This is a genomic window from Chryseobacterium indologenes (genome assembly GCF_001295265.1).
GTDB classification, from domain to species: Bacteria; Bacteroidota; Bacteroidia; order Flavobacteriales; family Weeksellaceae; genus Chryseobacterium; species Chryseobacterium indologenes_A.
Window position 1 is genome coordinate 63,743 of sequence record NZ_LJOD01000001.1, and the last position, 18,029, is coordinate 81,771.

The 18,029-nt window shown below is 37.2% G+C and carries 11 protein-coding genes; 8 read left to right on the plus strand and 3 right to left on the minus strand.

Going from position 1 to position 18,029, the window contains the following annotated elements:
- Positions 1 to 15: 15 nt before the first annotated feature.
- The 6 genes from AOB46_RS00260 (at position 16) to AOB46_RS00285 (ending at position 5,731) form a co-directional block, all read left to right on the plus strand.
- A complete protein-coding gene (locus AOB46_RS00260) occupies positions 16 to 1,221 on the plus strand; it encodes an MFS transporter (RefSeq protein WP_062696756.1) in 1,206 nt (401 codons plus the stop codon).
- A gap of 221 nt (positions 1,222 to 1,442) precedes the next feature.
- Positions 1,443 to 2,333, plus strand: coding sequence for a class A beta-lactamase, subclass A2 (bla, locus tag AOB46_RS00265; protein ID WP_062696053.1), 891 nt, complete (start codon positions 1,443 to 1,445; stop codon positions 2,331 to 2,333).
- Between the two features lie 4 nt (positions 2,334 to 2,337).
- On the plus strand, positions 2,338 to 3,009 hold the full coding sequence (locus tag AOB46_RS00270; RefSeq protein WP_062696054.1) for a hypothetical protein: 672 nt from the start codon (positions 2,338 to 2,340) through the stop codon (positions 3,007 to 3,009).
- A gap of 9 nt (positions 3,010 to 3,018) precedes the next feature.
- A complete protein-coding gene (locus AOB46_RS00275; RefSeq protein ID WP_241489136.1) occupies positions 3,019 to 3,780 on the plus strand; it encodes an alpha/beta hydrolase in 762 nt (253 codons plus the stop codon).
- Between the two features lie 18 nt (positions 3,781 to 3,798).
- Positions 3,799 to 4,686 (plus strand): class A beta-lactamase, encoded by an 888-nt coding sequence (bla, locus tag AOB46_RS00280; protein WP_062696055.1) that lies wholly within the window; start codon positions 3,799 to 3,801, stop codon positions 4,684 to 4,686.
- 4 nt (positions 4,687 to 4,690) lie between these two features.
- Positions 4,691 to 5,731, plus strand: coding sequence for a serine hydrolase domain-containing protein (locus AOB46_RS00285; protein WP_117590549.1), 1,041 nt, complete (start codon positions 4,691 to 4,693; stop codon positions 5,729 to 5,731).
- A 49-nt stretch (positions 5,732 to 5,780) separates the two neighbouring features.
- On the opposite strand, the gene AOB46_RS00290 is transcribed toward AOB46_RS00285, so the two are convergent.
- Positions 5,781 to 6,026, minus strand: coding sequence for a hypothetical protein (locus tag AOB46_RS00290; RefSeq protein ID WP_062696057.1), 246 nt, complete (start codon positions 6,024 to 6,026; stop codon positions 5,781 to 5,783).
- Between the two features lie 466 nt (positions 6,027 to 6,492).
- On the minus strand, positions 6,493 to 6,648 hold the full coding sequence (locus AOB46_RS23260; protein WP_157845023.1) for a hypothetical protein: 156 nt from the start codon (positions 6,646 to 6,648) through the stop codon (positions 6,493 to 6,495).
- 547 nt (positions 6,649 to 7,195) lie between these two features.
- Between AOB46_RS23260 and AOB46_RS00295 the strand changes: the two genes are divergently transcribed.
- On the plus strand, positions 7,196 to 15,892 hold the full coding sequence (locus tag AOB46_RS00295) for a hypothetical protein (RefSeq protein WP_062696058.1): 8,697 nt from the start codon (positions 7,196 to 7,198) through the stop codon (positions 15,890 to 15,892).
- 490 nt (positions 15,893 to 16,382) lie between these two features.
- Here the strand turns inward: AOB46_RS00295 and AOB46_RS00300 are convergent, their stop codons facing one another.
- Entirely contained in the window at positions 16,383 to 16,724 is a 342-nt protein-coding gene (locus AOB46_RS00300) for a zinc ribbon domain-containing protein (RefSeq protein WP_062696059.1), read from the minus strand.
- Positions 16,725 to 17,252: 528 nt separating this feature from the next.
- On the opposite strand from AOB46_RS00300, the gene AOB46_RS00305 reads away from it, so the two are divergent.
- Positions 17,253 to 17,627 (plus strand): hypothetical protein, encoded by a 375-nt coding sequence (locus AOB46_RS00305; protein WP_062696060.1) that lies wholly within the window; start codon positions 17,253 to 17,255, stop codon positions 17,625 to 17,627.
- The last annotated feature ends 402 nt before the right edge of the window (positions 17,628 to 18,029 follow it).

Consider the following 18,029-nt stretch of genomic DNA (forward strand, 5'->3'; position numbering starts at 1 on the left):
AAATGAATGATTATGTTGATGAAAGAAGCATCTGAAAAACGTATCAGATTAATAACGATCATGGCTTTTGTGTCAATACCGCTTTCCGGGTTTGTCACTGATATTTACCTGCCGTCCTTTCCTTCCATGGCAAAAGAAATGCAGGTTTCTGAAAAAGATATTCAAATTACTTTAACGTCTTATCTGCTAAGTTACGGGATCTCCCAGCTGTTTGTAGGAGGTATTCTGGATAATATAGGACGCTACCGTCCTAAATTAGTAGCGTTATTCCTGCTGATCCTGAGCAGTATTCTGATTACGATGACTGACAGTATTTTCCTGATATGTCTGCTCCGTATCCTCCAGGGGGCTGCTGTTTCTGTTCTCGTTGTAGCTACCCGCGCTATATTTGTAGATATTTATGATTCCGAAAAAGTGAAGCATTACCTGAGTTACTTCACTATTGTATGGTCGTGCGGACCTATTTTAGCTCCTTTTTTAGGCGGATACCTCGAAAAACTGTTCAACTGGCACGCCAACTTCCATTTTCTGGCTTTGTATGCTGGGATTCTCTTCCTTTTTGAATGGTTTTTCAGTGGGGAAACCCTTCCTGAGAAGAAGAAACTGGATCTTTCTGAAAATATCAGCCTCTATAAAATGATGCTGAAGAACCGTATTTTCATGCTGGGAATCATTATTCTGGGGCTCAGCTATTCCATTGTGATGCTGTTCAATATTACCGGGCCTTTTATTATTGAAAACACGTTTCATTTTACTCCTGTTGTCATTGGTTACTGTACGCTGATCTTAGGTTTTTCATGGATGATCGGCGGTTTTATCGGAAAACGCAGGCTTAAGCTTGACTTTAAGGAACGGATACTACAGCCTATTATTCTGCAGCTCATTCTGATCACCGGGCTGATCAGTATCGGATATTTTGCAGAAAGTCTTTTTATCATGATTCCGTTTGCCTTCTTTATTCATATCTGTTCGGGAATCCTGTTTACATCATTCTTCACAACGAGTATGCTGTACTTCCCTAAGAATGCCGGAACAGCCGGTGGATTGATGGGAGGGCTTGTGTATGTAATAACTTCGGTTACCAGTTTTATTATCTCTGTAAGCGGAACAGTTACGGACCAGAATGGCCTTGCATGGCGTTACCTGATTATTGCACTTGTCCTTCTGGGCGTTATCCTGATGATGAACCAGGCGGTAAAAAAAGAAAAAGCAGAGAGTTGATCCCTGCTTTTTTTGGCTATAAGCTTTCGAGATATTGCTTTAAAATAACAGCATAACAGTAGTCTCTTCTTTACCGGATATTTTTTTCAAAACCGTACAGGGTTATTTCCTTTTTTTGTTTAATTTAGCAAAATGCTGAACAGCATTCAGTCTGAATTTCCCCCGCACAGTCTGAAATATTTAGCCTATACATTAAAACGATAAAAACGACCTTTCACAAAATGAAAAAAATTTTGTTCCTTGCTTCAGTATGCATGCTCCCCTTACAGCTGACCGCCCAGTCGACTGAAAACTTACGAAAAGAGATCATCCGGATTATAAATGCTAAAAATGCAACGGCCGGAATATCCATCAAAAATATAGAGAATAAAGATACATTAAGCATCAACGGACAGATGAGTATGCCCATGATGAGTGTTTTCAAATTTCATATTGCCCTTGCCGTACTGGACCAGGTTGATAAAGGTAAACTGAAGCTGCACCAGAAATTCCTGATCAAAAAAGAGGAACTGCTTCCTGATACCTGGAGTCCTATCCGGGATGAGTTTCCTGATGGAAATATACATCTGACACTTGACCAGCTGCTACGCTATACGGTTTCTCACAGTGACAACAATGGCTGTGATATTCTTCTGAGGATGATGGGAGGTCCTCAGACCGTTCAGAAATTCATCAATAAACAGGGAATCAAAGATATTACCATTAAACTGGATGAAGAAGAGATGGCTAAAGCCTGGGAAAACCTCTACGTAAATGTGACGACTCCTGAAGCCACTACTCTTCTTCTGGAAAAGTTTTACAAAGGAAAAGTTCTGAAGAAAAATACAACGGACTATCTTTACCGGATCATGGTGCAGACCTCACGCGGACTGACATGGATGAAAGCAGGCCTGCCTTCCGGAACCGAACTCGCTCACAGAACAGGTATTTCCGGGAATAATCAGGATAATCTAAGGGCAGCCATGAATGATGTCGGAATTTTTAAACTTCCCAACGGACAGCATATTATCCTTTCCGTTTATCTGAAAAACATTACGGAGGAACGCGCTGACACTGAAAAAATAATTGCAGACATTGCTCATGCTGCTTATACCCATTATAACGCCCGATAAAATAATGGCCATAAGAGAACTCATCCTTCCTGCACTGATTGCAATGATCTCTTTCAGCTGCCAGCCTCATCCAAAAACAGAGGCTGCGCCGGAAGAAAAGAATTACGTGTTTTTTCTTCACAATAAGTTTTTAGAGAACAATCCTTCAGGAACTATTTCTCCGGAATACAATACAAAAGCTGAATATAATGAAATACTGGCTTCTTTCAGGAAGGACGGCTTCATTGTCATCAGCGAGAAAAGAAAGCCTAAAACAGATGCTGTAATGTATGCCAGGAAGGTGACAGCCCAAATAGACAGCTTAACAGCAATGGGAGTCAAGCCCGGTCATATTACGGTAGTCGGCACTTCCAAAGGCGGATATATTGCCCAGTTTGTTTCAACGTATGCTAAAAACCCGGACCTTAATTTTGTTCTGATCGGCTGTTACCAGGATTCTGATATTAAGGAAATTCCTGACATCAATTTCTGCGGAAATATTCTGACTATTTATGAAAAGACCGATATTTTCGGGGTATCTGCCATCAAGAGAAAAGAATTGTCAACCCTGCCGGTTCCCCGTTTTAAAGAAATTGAACTCAATAACGGATTAAAACACGGCTTTTTATATCCTGCTTCCGATGAATGGATCCTCCCGGCTAAAAAGTGGGCCACCAGAAATTATAACCTTAAATAATTCAGTAGCATGATACGGTATTTATCATTTCTTATTTTAAGCTTCCTTTTTATACAGTGTTCTGTAAAAACCGGCGGTATTGCTGTTGCCAGCGCTGATTTTGAACCGGATACTTTAACTTATTCTGATCAATCAAGAGGCCGGAAGATTCCTATAGCTATTTATCAGCCTAAAAACAAAAAAACATCTAAGCTTACCCCAATCATTTTCAGCCATGGCTGGGGTGAAAATAAAGGCGGTGATTATTTTGTGTATTCCTACCTCACCAAACTTCTCGCTTCAAAAGGATATTTTGTCGTAAGCATCCAGCATGAGCTGCCTACTGATGAAATGCTGGCGATAGACGGGAATTTTCAGGTGACAAGAATGCCCAACTGGGAACGCGGCGCCCGGAATATTTTCTTTGTTCTCAACCAGCTGAAAAAAGATTTCCCGGATCTTGATTACCATAAACTGGCTGTAATAGGACATTCTAACGGTGGTGATATGACAGCCCTGTTTGCACATCAGCATCCGGAACTTATTCATAAAGTAATTACCATGGATAACCGGAGAATGCCTCTGCCCAGAACAGCCCATCCTAAAATCTATACGCTCCGGTCCAATGATTACCCCGCAGATGAGGGAGTTCTGCCTACGGAGGAAGAGAAAAAGAAATACGGAATGACGGTTGATTTTACCCCTATCAACCATGGCCATATGGATAATGATGCCACTCCGGAAGAAGGAGAATATATGACCCTCAGAATTCTCAAATATTTAAAGAATTAATCATTTTAACAAAATAATATGCAATCTGTAAGATTTTACTGTGCTGCCTTAAGCCTTGTTCTGGGATCATTCAGCCTGAATGCCCAAAAGACCACTACGCTCACCCAAAAAATTGAAAATATTATTTCTGGTAAAAAAGCGGATGTAGGAGTTGCTGTTATCGGGATTCAGAAGAATGATAAAGTCCAGATCAATGGTAAAAAATTGTACCCGATGCTGAGTACTTTTAAGTTCCCTATCGCTTTAACAACGCTTCATCAGGTTGAAAAAGGCAGGCTAAAGCTGGATCAAAAGCTGTTCATTAAAAAGGAAGAGCTGCTGGAAGATACCTGGAGCCCTTTCAGGGACGAACATCCTGAAGGAAACATTACTATTACATTAGAAGAAGCCTTACGATGGATGATGTGCTACAGTGATAATAATCTAACGGATGTTATCATAAGACTGATTGGAGGAACTGAACCTGTACAAAAGCTCATTGGAGGTGATTTTATCATCAAAAACGATGAGGAAGGCATGCACAAAGACTGGGACTCTCAGTTTATCAATAAGATTACACCTGACAAAGCTGCTGATCTGTTAGAAAAGTTTTATCAGGGAAAAATATTGAATCCAGCACACACTCAATGGCTTTACAACGCCATGCTTAATAACCAGACCGGACTAAAGCGCCTGAAAGGAAAACTGCCTGCCAATGTAAAAGTTGCGCACAGGAGCGGAACTTCTTTCACCAATAATGCAGGTATGACAGGTGCTGTCAACAGCTACGGAATTATAGAACTTCCCCATAACAGGAAAATTGTTGTTGCCGTTTTCGTACATGACACGTATGAAAGCTTTGACAACGCTGAAGCAATCATAGCTGATATTTCCAGGACTGCTTATGACCATTATAACTCTAAATAAATCTATGTTTAAAATCCGATTGTTTTCTGTATTACTTACTGCAGTGCTATTCAGTATGCCTGCAAAAGCGCAAAGTTCTGATGCCTACGTAAAGAAGATCGACCGTATTATAACCGCTTCAGAGCCTTTACAGTTCACAGGAATTGTTCTGGTATCCCAGGCCGGGAAAACCAGGTATCTGAAAGCACACGGCTATAGAGATTTTGATCGAAAAATCGCTTTAAAAACCGATGATCAGTTCGAAATCATGTCCAATTCAAAGCAGATCACAGCAGTGCTTGTCCTGCGGGAAGCTGAAAAAGGGACACTTGATCTTCATACGCCAATCAGAAAATACCTGCCGGAACTTACCCAATCCTGGGCCGACACGGTAACGGTACATCACCTGCTGAATCATACCCACGGCATTGTGGACAAGGAAAAGCCACTGGTTATCAAGCCCGGTTCACAATTCAAATATGGTAATTTATCGTATGCCCTTTTAGGTGAAATTCTTGAAAATACAACGAAAAAGAAATTCACGGAACTGGCCAATTCTCTTTTTAAGAAACTGAAAATGAATAAAACATTCTGCTACGATCCACAGAATAAGCAATCCTTGGTTCCGGGGTACAGAAGTGAAAATAATCAGTATCAGAAAGTTGAAGAAACATTTATCAATACTGAGCTGATTCCTGCTGCCGGAATCGTTTCAACGGTTCAGGATCTGGCAAAATGGGATCAGGCCCTTTACAAAGGAAAACTGCTTTCCCCTAAGTATCAGAAGGCTATGATGACAGCTTCTACTCTATCTCAGCACAATGTTTTCGGAAAAGAAAGCATGGGGTTCGGGTACAGCGTAAGGGTGGTCAAAGAGCAGGGACTGGATTATTTCGGGATTACGGGATTGGGAGACGGCTTTACCTGCCTTAATGTGTATTTCCCGTCCACAGACACCAGTGTAATTGTTCTTGAAAACCAGATGCCGAAAAATAGCGAGTATTGGAGCTATAAGGAGGCTGCTATTAAGAATGCGGTGCTGAAGAGTATGATCAGCGGCCATTAGCCTAATGACCTCCTTTATTTTTAATACACAAGTTTCAGTTAAAAAACGATTAAATAATAAAATCCGATCGGATATTCACCTGCCTTTTAGGCAGGCTTTCACTTTTAATATAATGCACAATGGGCTTCACATAGACTTTTACCATATGGGAGCATTGAGTTTTAGCATTATCTGTAATCGTAGTTTTATATTTATACACAGTCACAATGATACTTCCGTGATCCAAATTGTCTTGGTCAGCGACTTTTTTCAGCTCCCTGAATTTAGTTCCGCTTAATTCTTCCAAAGGTAACATTCATCTTTTCGTTTGGATCGAAGAAAGCCAGTATCAGATTCTGATTTTTGCTCTCGTAATAGCTTTCTGCGTAATTCTCACATATAACGCGTGAAGTTGTTCCTTTTCTCTTTTCGACACCGTTGTTAAAAGTCATAATGCGCATCTTATATAAATAGGATTCAATCCAAAATGAATCAAAATATCAACTTTACTAAACAATTTGATGATTGAAACCTAACTAACGTGAGTTTGGGTCAAGGAGTTTAAATGTAAAAGGCGTGAAGATGGAAGAAGGAGGCTGGAAGTTAATTTTAGTTATACGTATTGAAAGCCTCAAGAAAATCAAATTAAATAAAAGCAGATCAATTTTGCTCTTCATGACTTTCATAGCTTCCCTCTTCCATCATCCAGCTTCAAACCTGCATCTATCAAATATTCTTATCCCGAACTGAGGTTAACTATTTTACTGTAAACAACATTTCCACTAATAATTAGCGATAGATTTATACACTTCAATATCAATCCATACCATTAAGGACAATATATCTGTAGGAATAAGTTCCAAAACCGTATACACCTTAAAAACATCTAATACTCCCAATCTTCCACGATATCTTTTTTTGACGTTTGCTTTGATCATTAGATAGCAGTCAGCGAAAAAGTATTATTTACGTGTGAGAAAATCCATTTGGCGGTACAGTAAAATGAAAAATTTTGTTATTTCTGACTGTAAACTGCTGTATTCCTGGTTTTAATAATAAAGAAGTCAAAATAAAAAATCAAGCATTAAAATAATAGGCAGCCTTACTATTTTAAAAGCTAAATGATAGAAATTACAATTATTTTTAATTTAATCAAAAAAACGAAAATTTAATTAATTATATTTTTTTTTGAGAAAATAAAAAAAAACAAAATAGAATAAAATATAGATAAAGTATTAAAAATTCTCTTTTAAAAATTGTTTTCTAAAAAAAACATCCGCTAAAAAAGAGTATGTTAATTAAAATCAATGTATTGATTTTAAGATTGTTACATATTGCCATTTTAAAAAAAATGTATACATTTATCACATATTGATGATTAAGTTATTAATAATAATGAAGATTTTCCATTTAAATCAAAATTACTTAGTCTTCAATAAAATAAGAAATTTTTAATTTTTATCCAATTAACCAAAATCATATTTTATGCCTTTTAGCACAGTAACACTCACAGACGGAAGAAAGTTTACAACAAAGCAAGAATTTGCCAGCTTTCTTGATCAGACAGCATATGACAATATTAAGACATTACTGCCATCTAATTATAAATTTAGTATGGATGTAATTGATCAACTAAAAACTGATAATACAGGTCTTCTTAGCAGGGTAACAGAGGAACTGGGATTAAAAATAATCAGTGATATTACTCAGACTGAATTGAACACAATGAAACCCGAAACATTTCAATTACTTCAGCAGTATATTCCAGCAACTAAGCTAACAGCTATACCGGTAGCGAAAATTGTAAGTCTTCTAGATTTTCCAAATCCTATCCGTAAATGGTCAATAAATATAGCCAAATGGCTCCCTGTTACTATAGCTAAGCAACTGAATATCTCTAATCCTACTGCCGGCTTTTTCTTTAATCTGGACAATAATGCACTCTCGCTTATAGCTCCAAAACACTTTAACCAGTTTGGCTTAGAAGTTTATAAGAATATTTTTGGCACAAGTTACACTCTTAATTCTTCAGGAGAGTATGTTTGGGATTCTCCAAAGAAAAGTTTTAGAAGTTTTTCAAGCAGCCAGTTACAAAACATATTGCCAGCTGTATTGGATGATCTGATCAAATTATATGAAATGCCACCGACAATTGACAGCCCTTTCAAAATAACCCAAGGAACAGGCTTATTAAAGAGGCTCACAAAGGCACAAGTATTAGCACTTTCCCCTGAGGCTTTGGCAAGAACACATACTACACATTTCAAATATCTTTCTGCAACTGAACTTGCCGGCATATTGGCTGGTTTTTCAAAAGCTCAGCTTCATGTGCTTTCGTACAGCATTATTAAAGAAGTTTTGGATGATAATGTTGCGCAGGCACTCGATAATCTGGGCAAGCTTAATGAATTTTTAAATAAAGTTACAACAAGAGAATTAACATATTTATCTAATAGTTTTTTTAAAAAATCAGAACCTGTACTTACTAATGAACAGCATACATACTTAAATGGCCTTACAGTGGAAAATATAACTCCACCTTCCAGACAGCTACGAGAAATGCTTGCTCTGATGGGACCGGGGGATGCCCGTAAAATGGGTACCGGAAGCTTTTTCAAAAAGATTGCACCTTGTATAGGTTATATTCCTGCAGCTTTTTTTAAAGGATTTACCGCTCAACAAGCAAAAGAACTTTCTCTGAATGCAGTAGCTAAATTGAGATACCCGCAGATTCAGGCTTTAGGAGATCGGCTTCTGGAATTCACAGAAACTCAGATAAAGTTACTTAGCAGGAAACAATTGGCTGACATCAGCAAAAATATTGCCCCAAGGATATTAAGCAAATATGAAGATTTACAAATTCCGATTAACAGAATACAATTTCCAAAAGACGCAGAAGCTGCAGATTGGTTGTATAAGGAATTACAAAATCCTGCTCGAAGGGCAAAGAGCCTGATGAAAATAAAAAAAAGTCCGGTATTAACTAAAACATTGATTAAGTATCACTGGAATGATCTTTCTGCAGAACTTAAAGCTGCAGTAATTAGTGGATTGCTTGATAAAGATACTCCATTAAGCATATTCACTGAAGCACAATTGCTTAAACTCGACCACAAAACTGCAGCTGAACTCTTAAAATTAAAAGGGGGGCTTAGAGGATTTGCGAATAAGCTCGTAAAAATACCGGAGTATGGAATAAAAGTTCACAATACACTTATGAGAGGAGGCTTTTATCATGCAGGCTATGAAGCTTCGCCATGGAGATTTACGGGAGGCTCTGCAAACAAATACGATGCCCAGATATTTATTACTTTTGGTAAAGATTTTGGACAACAGTTGGATAGCCTGGCTTATGGCGTTAAAATGGCAGAGACAGTTCCTACACTGATCTATCACTACAATTCTGATTTGCGTGTACCAGAACTTGTTGATGTGGTCAATGGTCGTAAATCGGATGAGTATACTCTTCTTAATAATAAATCTAATATCAGAACATATATTCTTGGGCATGGTAATCCAGAACAGTTGACAATTGGAGGCATTGAATATTATGAAGTTTATCAGGTAATAGAACAATTATGGGCTGTCCTTTCAATTGATTTTTCATCACAATCAATACCTATTGACTGGGCAAAAAGATATACCAAATTAGCCATTTTAGGTTGTGAATTAGCAAATCCTCCGATTCAGAAAGATATGCAAGGAGGCATAATCCCACAACAGCCCGATTATTGGAATACCAATTTTGAACAATCATTTCTCGGAAAACTTAGCAAGGAGTTTTATTACGACCGAATGGGGCAATATCAAGATGGCAGATTAAAAATTTCTGCTTTTAAAGCTATTACTAATACAGGTACTGGCGGCAAAACCAGGATAAAGGTATCCAACACAGTTGTAAATTCAAATGGTGAGGATAAAATTGTTGTTTCATGGGATAAGGACCAGCGTAAGATCGTGCGGGCTACAAGCAGGAGTATTAAAACACAAGCGATGGCACAAGCCCCACTGAATGCTTCTCATTTAGAGATAGATTTATCTGAAAATGAGCTGCATGAAAACTTTATACATGATTTAGCATCCGCTATTATAGACCCTCTTTCGCTAAATAATGCTTTAGGTGAGGATACCAGAGGTTTGGATGTACTTTCGTCCAAAAAAATTGATAATGAGGAAATAATGATAATGCAAAGAAATAATGAAGACGGTGACACAGCATCCACTTTTTACATATGGGATGTTAAGGCACAAACTGATGAAAGTGCTATGGTGGAAAAGAATGAAATAGCAAGCATTATCCGGGCTTCAAAGGATCAGGAGACTCTGGCCTCGGAGAATGCAGTACAACAATTAAAAATCCTGAAAAAAAACCGTGCTGAAATATCAGCTTTAACCGAAACATCTTTGGCACAAACTACCTTCTCGAGTATCAAAGCAAATGATATAAAAGAGATAAAAACACTTATAAACAGTTTGGGAGGAATAGTGGATACGAAAGAATTTAACAAGCTTAAGCCTGTCTATAATGATGATTACATCCAGACACTCCGGGCAATGGTAGTTACAGATACAAAAGAACGGAACGATTTAAATGGCAGAGCTGATAAGATATTTGAGGCAATTTCGGTCTTGACACCAGAAACTTCAAAAACATATCTTTCTGACAGAGGAATTGTAAAATGGGAGGGAAGTACAAAGATGACTGTATATGAAGATAAACTTAAAGTTGCATTATCTGATACAGATATAACAGCAAGATTGAAAGTTATTGGAGCTTTACTTCATCTGAATAAAACGGATGGGCAGCTATTGACAGATGCATTGATTAAATCAGCTGACTCTGATGTAAAACAGTTTGGAAAAGAAATAAATTCTCAGCGACAGACTATTGAAACCACTAAGTCAGGTTTGGCTCCGGATGTTATCGAAAAGGGGGCACAAGCGCTGAATGTTTATTTTCTGGCTACAGGTATTGCGGGTTTAATCAAAGACTGGAATACTATATCTGCAACGGAAAAAGGAATTGATCTTACTCTCATTACCGGTAATGCATTGGCAAGTGTAGCTAACCTCGTCGTCATCAAATCTTTACAAAAAAGTATGTCAACTATGCTTTCTGCAGGCATGAAGCCAGGCAGGGGCATTTTGACCATGCAAAAAATCTTAATTGGTCTTGACTTTGCTCTAGCAGGTTTTACAATGGCCTCTATTGGCTTACAGTGGGACGATTTTTGGAGGAGCGGGCTAGGAACAAACAGCTATATTTATAAATCTCTTGTAGCTAATACAGTTAACACCGTTGTTTTTACAGCAGCAGGGCTGGCTGTAAGCGGAGCTGTATTAGGAGTCTCTCTAAGTACAGCAATTGCAGGTACAGCAATTGGTACCGTAGCAGCTTCAGCAGGACCAATAGGCTTGGCTATTGCGGCAGCTTCAATAATCGTTGGTGGAATAGCACAGGGAGCCATCCTATTAAATGAGTATGGTAACTATTACAGGGATACAGGAGATAAAGTAGAACAATTTTTCGCATCATGGATCGGTATTGAGACGTTAGCTACAAAAAAAGCCAGAATTCTCAAAGCCGCTGCAGATTCGGCTTCGGCTTACCAGACCATACTCAACAACGATTGGGCTGGAACAAAAGACTACCTCGCAAAATATTATGCAAAACAAGGGTATGAAAAGATATTTTATCGCGATAAAAGCTTTGCGGTGGTATCTTTGACCCGATGTACTGGTGATACACGCAACCCTGATGTTCGGGATGGGTTTATAAAAGTTTACGATAGTATTTTAAATGTGAGAGAATTAGCCGGGGAAATTATAAATGAGCCTACATCAACAGAAGGGATTTATGGATATGCCTTCATTAATTTGGGAAATGAAATTCCCGAGACAGATCAATATATTGTAAGAGGACACCCTGATAAAAATAACCTGTTCGATATAAGAAATGCTTCAGTTTGGGAAATCATCGGAGGAAAGGGTGATGATCAGTTTATTTTTGATCAACATTCACGGGTAAATAATATTCTTGCCAAAGAAGGGAAAAATACAATTATTTGGGATGCAAATGAGTCATCTATTGTACTTAAAACCAAAGATGCTGAACAGCCTGATTCTTTTATTTTCCTAACGAATTCATACACAACCAATTTTTTTATGGCTGATGTTAAAATTGTGATTTATAACGCCAAAGATGTTGATATACAGGATGCTCCAAATGATGCAGTGTTTGATATAAGTGGCATTACAGGTGCCAGATTGAAAATACGGGGAGGTGAAGGCTCCAATATCTATATCCTTAGAGAAGGTAATGAAATTATTTGCCGCGGTAATGACAATTTATTTTGGGATGGGAAAGGGAATGTCCAAGTTAGCTTTGAAGCCATTAGTTGGAAAAATACTCAGCTCATAAGCATAGATCTTTCCAGCGCTCCTGACTTGGTAAAAGCTTATAAAACAGATAATAGCTTAATAATAAGCTGCAAAGAAAAGAAAATTACAATTCATGGGATTTACCTGCAAAATGGAACGATTGATATTTCAAAATCCCTTATTTTTATGGGTGTTGATAAGGTTCCATTCAGTTTAAGCAGCTTATCTGTCATGAGTGCAACACCTACATTACTTGCCAATCTGCCTAAAACCTTTTTATTAAGTAACAGGTCTGGGGGCACTTCTGGTGCTGCAAAGTTATTAACATCAGATCAGGGCATAAATACATATAATTTTTCTAAAAATGCAGGTCAATTTAAATTAGACTTTTATACATCGCATTTTAACCAACTGCTACTGGAATCACCTAAAGATGCTCTTCGGTATAAGAAAAGTGGTTCTGATCTCATCATAGAATGTAAAGACCAGGAGCTTTCTTTATTCATTAATGGCTATTACTCAGATCTCCATAGCGAAGGTCTGCTTAAATTATGGATAAAATCTCCGGATGATCCATATGCTCAAACCTATGAAGTTATGCTTCCTGATCAGGAAGATCTTGTGGAAAATACTTTCGTGCCTGTTGAGAATACATCTTCCCATGTAAGTTTACCATTTATTTCTCCTAAGGAAATTATTGATCTGAACAGCCTAACCTCAGATTCACAGATATTAATTACCAACTTCCAGAATTCCAACACCGAATTGCATATTTCTATCCCAGAGTGGGCAGACAGTACAAGAGTTATTCAGTGCCAGCGTGGTAATGATTTAGGATTATATTTAGCGGATCATGAAGAAGCCGGAGTAAAAGGAAATACGTCACCGATATTGTATATAAGAGATTTCTTTAAAAGTGAAAATACAAAGCATTCCATATTTTTACATCAGAATCAATACCAAATACAATTACCTTCTTCACTTGATATACCCAATGATAATAAAAGCAATATGTGCAATCTTTCTCTTAACAAAGAGTTTAAAGCTGCATTCAGCTATCCCGGAGAAATTCATTATTACAAAATTAACATAGCTAATACTTCTGCAAATAAGGATCAAAAATATATTGTAGGTATTACAATGTTCGAAGGAGATTGTGATTTACAGCTTTTAGTTTCCGATCCTATAAGTACGGTTTCTGCACACAATGACAGCCTCTATTTTCCTGAACCCAATCAAAAAAGTATAGAAACTAACCTCAAACAAGCTTATGTAAAAGTTTATTTACGTGAAGGAATCCCCTTTGAAAGGTGTATTTATACACTTCAATTGATTGCTAAACAAAGTGTTGATACGAAGATTGTTCAATCTCAGGCTGAGCTTGATTTGGTACCGAATATCACTTTATTACCAATTTCAGTTACAAGATTCATCAGCACCTCTGAAAGAGAGAGAAATGATGTGACACATTATGCTGCAGCAAATGGAACCGGAAGTAAAGATATCTTTGCTATTGACCTTAAGAAAGGTGGCCCGGAATGGACAATTGAAAGTGCTGCGGAACTTATTCTGGAAAACACACCTTATTTCATCGATTGGACAATTGTTTCAGCAGGCCCGGATATGGGACTATGTGCTACATTTTACGAGACCAGTGAAGAACAAAAAACTGTACGCATTGAAAAGATAGTATGGATGAAAGATTTTAATATCAACCTTATACAGAGGAATCTTATAATGACACTTAAAAGACAGGATGCGCCCGAGCTGAGATTCAAGCTTCCCGTATTCGATAAAAAAAGCAGTTATTTTATCTTACCTTTTGCTGATACTGCCCTGCTCGGTCCCGGAAAATTTATGATGGATCTGGATATTTACAGTGATACACCTGTTACAATATTCATCCCGCTTGATTTATTTCAAGATTTGAAAATTATAGATATTTCATCTGAAAACATTACAAACTGTATATTATTTGCCGGCAATACAAGGTATTCGGGTTATGACCTATATATAGAAAACACTAAGCAAACATTATACATTAGAAATTATTACCGTAATCCTTCAATAATACGATTTTCTATCGTTGATAATATAGCGGGAACTACTAGTCCGGATGACCGTCAATTGATCATGCTTCCCTCATCCTTTAAAGATTCTATAAGCAGTTATCTTACTTTAAGCAATAATAAAGAGATAGTACAGTTGCTAGTACCAGGCCTTATTGAAGGGCTTATCAACAGTGTTGAAAACCCCGGACCTGGTTTAGATCTGATTCGATATTTAATCGGAAATGAATCCAGCGTGTGTAACACTTCAAGTTCTGCTTTGACCAAATATCTTAAAATGCATGGGATTCCTTACCTGTCCCCATTAGATTCTACAATTATATTTGATGATTTAGAATATAATGGAAATGCCATAATATCAGACTCTACAAGGAAAGCCTACAGAGCCGCAGTTTTACTGAACAAAGCATCAAGAGGAACAATGTCGGAAGCGGAACTTAAAAAAGCTATTCACATTAAAGACTTTGAATATCTTCATAATTTATGGCTGCAGACAGATGACGCTGCAAGATATGCTGTTATTTTATTTAAGCAGGGAGTGGATACCGCTCATATAGCTGCGGGGTATATATTGCAATTGAGTGTGGCACAAATGATCACTTATAAAGAAAAAATGAAAGATACTTTTGTGAATAATGAAGATTTCTATCGTTATGCATCTCTTATTTCTTCTTTTGCAGCCGAGCTATATCACAAAGTATTCAACAAAGAGATGGCTCCCATGATTGTTGGTTCAAGTATGAGTGAGAAAGACAAAAAACTTTTACGTGCAGGTATTGCTGCAAATGGATATTTATCTGCCCGAACTGAAGCATTGGCTTCTGATATGGAACAAATGTCCTTTATTCCCAATGATATTCTGATGCTCAGCCAATTACGTGATCTGAACTGGAATTCAGGTTGGAGGCCATCTCAGGCATTAAAGCTTCTTAAAGAAGGAGTTTCTGCTCAGGATCTTATGGATTCTATTGCTAACCGAACACAATATGAAAGCGGCAATAGAAATCACCTTATTACCATTACAACTTCAACAGATTGGGTAAGCCGGCAAGGAGTTTATCATATTACGGAACCAGTATCTTTATCTGACTGGCCCTCGAATGATCCGTGGAAATTAAATGCAGGAGGAAATGATCTGCAAAAGGGAACCATCACAGGACTGGGGGGAGTATCACCGGCTCCTGATGATTATGAATCGTTACAAAAGAGAGGCAATTTCCTTTTGTATATGATTAAAGACCGAAATTATCCGTCAGATTTCTTAAAGATGGAAACTATTATGATTTCATATGCAAGATCTACGGTTGATAATATGATTGATGGTATAAATGACCTAAATCAAACCAGTGAAATTAATGCATGGCGCCCAGTTACGCATTATGATAAGGATGGGAAGCCTGTTGATATTCATTTTGATGGGAACCAGAGTATTACTTTTGAATTCAAACATAAAATTATTCTGACTGCCCTCCATTTATACACCAAGATAGAGAGAGCGTCACAGCGATTTAGCAAATACCGTGTGGAAGTATATAAACAGGAAAGTAAAAGTTGGGTAAATGTAACGCCTAATTCATTCGTAGAAGAGTACTCAAGTAGTGTTGCTAATCTTAATATTCCGATCGATACAAGCGGAATACCTTATGCATCGTACCGACTTGTGGGTGAAAAAGGACATTATGATTGGGATAGATGGATCCTTGAAGTTACTTTTGATACTGCAGGAATATAGCTGAAAATGTGTATAAAATATAGTGGTTTAACTTGTACGTAAAAAAAGTATGACTAAACGATATAACAATAGACATAGCCGGACTATTTGCTTTTATAAAACAGATACCACAGTTCTTACATTTAAATCGACGTTTTCCATTTTGCTTTCTCAAAGAAATTATATTCAAGCTTTTGCGGCTCCAACAATGATTTTTTGAATTTTCAGACATTAAAAGTTTATTGAAACAAGTTCAATAAACTTTTTTTATCATTAGTAATAATCGGTACTACAAAGAATTTCACCAACTATTTTTGACTATTTAACCTATTTTTTGCAATGGGCTAAAGCCCATTGCTATTGAATAATTCAGTATACATAACTATATCTGTTAAGAATAAACTATAAATACTCCTATACTTGATATTGAGGAGTTTTATAGAAATCTGAATTCAGATTAAAAAGTAAATAGCAGGAAATTGCCTTAAAAAGATAAACTTTTTTATCATTTTTATTCATCCCGCCAGCTGTGTCCGCAATGCCTGCACTGCTTAGCCAAAGGAGTCCGGGCCAATTTTCCACATTCCGGGCAGTTGTTAAAGAATATCTTTTCCGGAGTTTCTGTCATGATCCTTTTCATTGTATTTTGTTCAAATTCCTCATAGCCATTTTTCAAAAGTTTCATAACTTCCGGATCCTGGTTTATCCAGCCTCTTTCAATCATCATCCGCCTCATCTGAGAATCTTCAGATGTTTTACTGGTGTACATGTGGTACTTCAATGCCGACTGTTCATCGTCAGTCATTAAATTTCCAAAATAATTCCTGATATAATCTATTACCTCTTGATCCATAAGATTTAAAGTCTATTTAAATTTTATTTTAAAACATTAAGATTTTTTATCAGCAGAACGCTTTAAAATGAAGTCCAGCAATTTAATGGTTAAAAATTATTCCTGATAGAAGAAAGTTTCAGTTTCAAAGATAAAATTCTTACCTGTAAACAGAACCTTACTATTTTCTGATCTGTACGGAGGTTACATTTTTTATTTTAACCCTGCGCAAGCCCCACTTTACCCAAAACAGCCTCTATTTAATTCTGAAATATATAAATAAAAATCATTAAACCACTTTTACCAAGTGCCTTTCGTTTTCTATCTAATTTAACCGCTTACAAAAATTACGTAGAAATACTGAATTGTATATAACGGGATCTGGTTAATTTCGGCATAAACAAAAACTGATCATTATGGATTGACTTCAAAGCCACAAAACATTTCCGGAAAAGAACCGGATGCGGAAATAATATCCTGAAATCTCTCATAGACATACAGCCACAATTACAAAAATTAAGATACCACAACCCTCAAATTTTTAACGAAATGATTATTACGAACAAGGTTCTCAACGTTGATGATTATTATTTTGATGTGTTCATGTCGATCTCCCAGGCCCTTACCGGATTTACGCTGAATGAATTACAGTCTACAGGCCTCACTGAAACTTACTATAATTACATTCTGAATCATCTTCAAGCAGAGACTTTTATAGAGTTTCTGACGGTTTCCAAAAATGTGCTTGAAAATTCTTTTACTGAAAATCAGTTAAAAAATGCAATTGTTTCCGAAATCGTCATGAATCCCGGAATGAACGATATTGCTGATAAAATAATCATTTTATGGCATTTAGGAACATGGGAAGGTATTTATATTAACGAACAGGCATATCAGGACGGATGGGCTGTGAATGTGATATAAATGCTATTCTGTTGAATCTGTCAACAGCAATTCATGAAAAGGTTTAAGCACAAAAAACGTCATCGTCATAGATACGGAGATCGCCGGATGCCCTTATCATAAAGGATAGACTCATGATTAATAAAATTCCGCGGCGCCTTCAGGCGCCGCGGAATTTTTGTTACCCATACTGAAAGCTATGACGTGATTGTTTGCTACATTTTCCGTCCTTATGGAAAACCGTAACAATAATACCAAAAGAGACAAAAGCAGCTAAAATCAGTTTTAAGATTTTCAATTCGTTAGGAGAGCAGATTGGAGAATCCTATGGCATGGACTTTACAGATATTTGTATCAGGATTTTTTTTATCCAGCAAACCTCCTGACACACTCTTGTCACAACTCTACCCTATTTTTGTGCAG

Excerpts from the sequence above, each read along its gene's own strand:
- bla (WP_062696053.1), top strand. The coding sequence starts at position 1,443 with ATGAAAAAAATTTTGTTCCTTGCTTCAGTATGCATGCTCCCCTTACAG.
- AOB46_RS00270 (WP_062696054.1), top strand. The coding sequence starts at position 2,338 with ATGGCCATAAGAGAACTCATCCTTCCTGCACTGATTGCAATGATCTCT.
- AOB46_RS00275 (WP_241489136.1), top strand. The coding sequence starts at position 3,019 with ATGATACGGTATTTATCATTTCTTATTTTAAGCTTCCTTTTTATACAG.
- bla (WP_062696055.1), top strand. The coding sequence starts at position 3,799 with ATGCAATCTGTAAGATTTTACTGTGCTGCCTTAAGCCTTGTTCTGGGA.
- AOB46_RS00285 (WP_117590549.1), top strand. The coding sequence starts at position 4,691 with ATGTTTAAAATCCGATTGTTTTCTGTATTACTTACTGCAGTGCTATTC.
- AOB46_RS00290 (WP_062696057.1), bottom strand. The coding sequence starts at position 6,026 with ATGTTACCTTTGGAAGAATTAAGCGGAACTAAATTCAGGGAGCTGAAA.
- AOB46_RS23260 (WP_157845023.1), bottom strand. The coding sequence starts at position 6,648 with ATGATCAAAGCAAACGTCAAAAAAAGATATCGTGGAAGATTGGGAGTA.
- AOB46_RS00295 (WP_062696058.1), top strand. The coding sequence starts at position 7,196 with ATGCCTTTTAGCACAGTAACACTCACAGACGGAAGAAAGTTTACAACA.
- AOB46_RS00300 (WP_062696059.1), bottom strand. The coding sequence starts at position 16,724 with ATGGATCAAGAGGTAATAGATTATATCAGGAATTATTTTGGAAATTTA.
- AOB46_RS00305 (WP_062696060.1), top strand. The coding sequence starts at position 17,253 with ATGATTATTACGAACAAGGTTCTCAACGTTGATGATTATTATTTTGAT.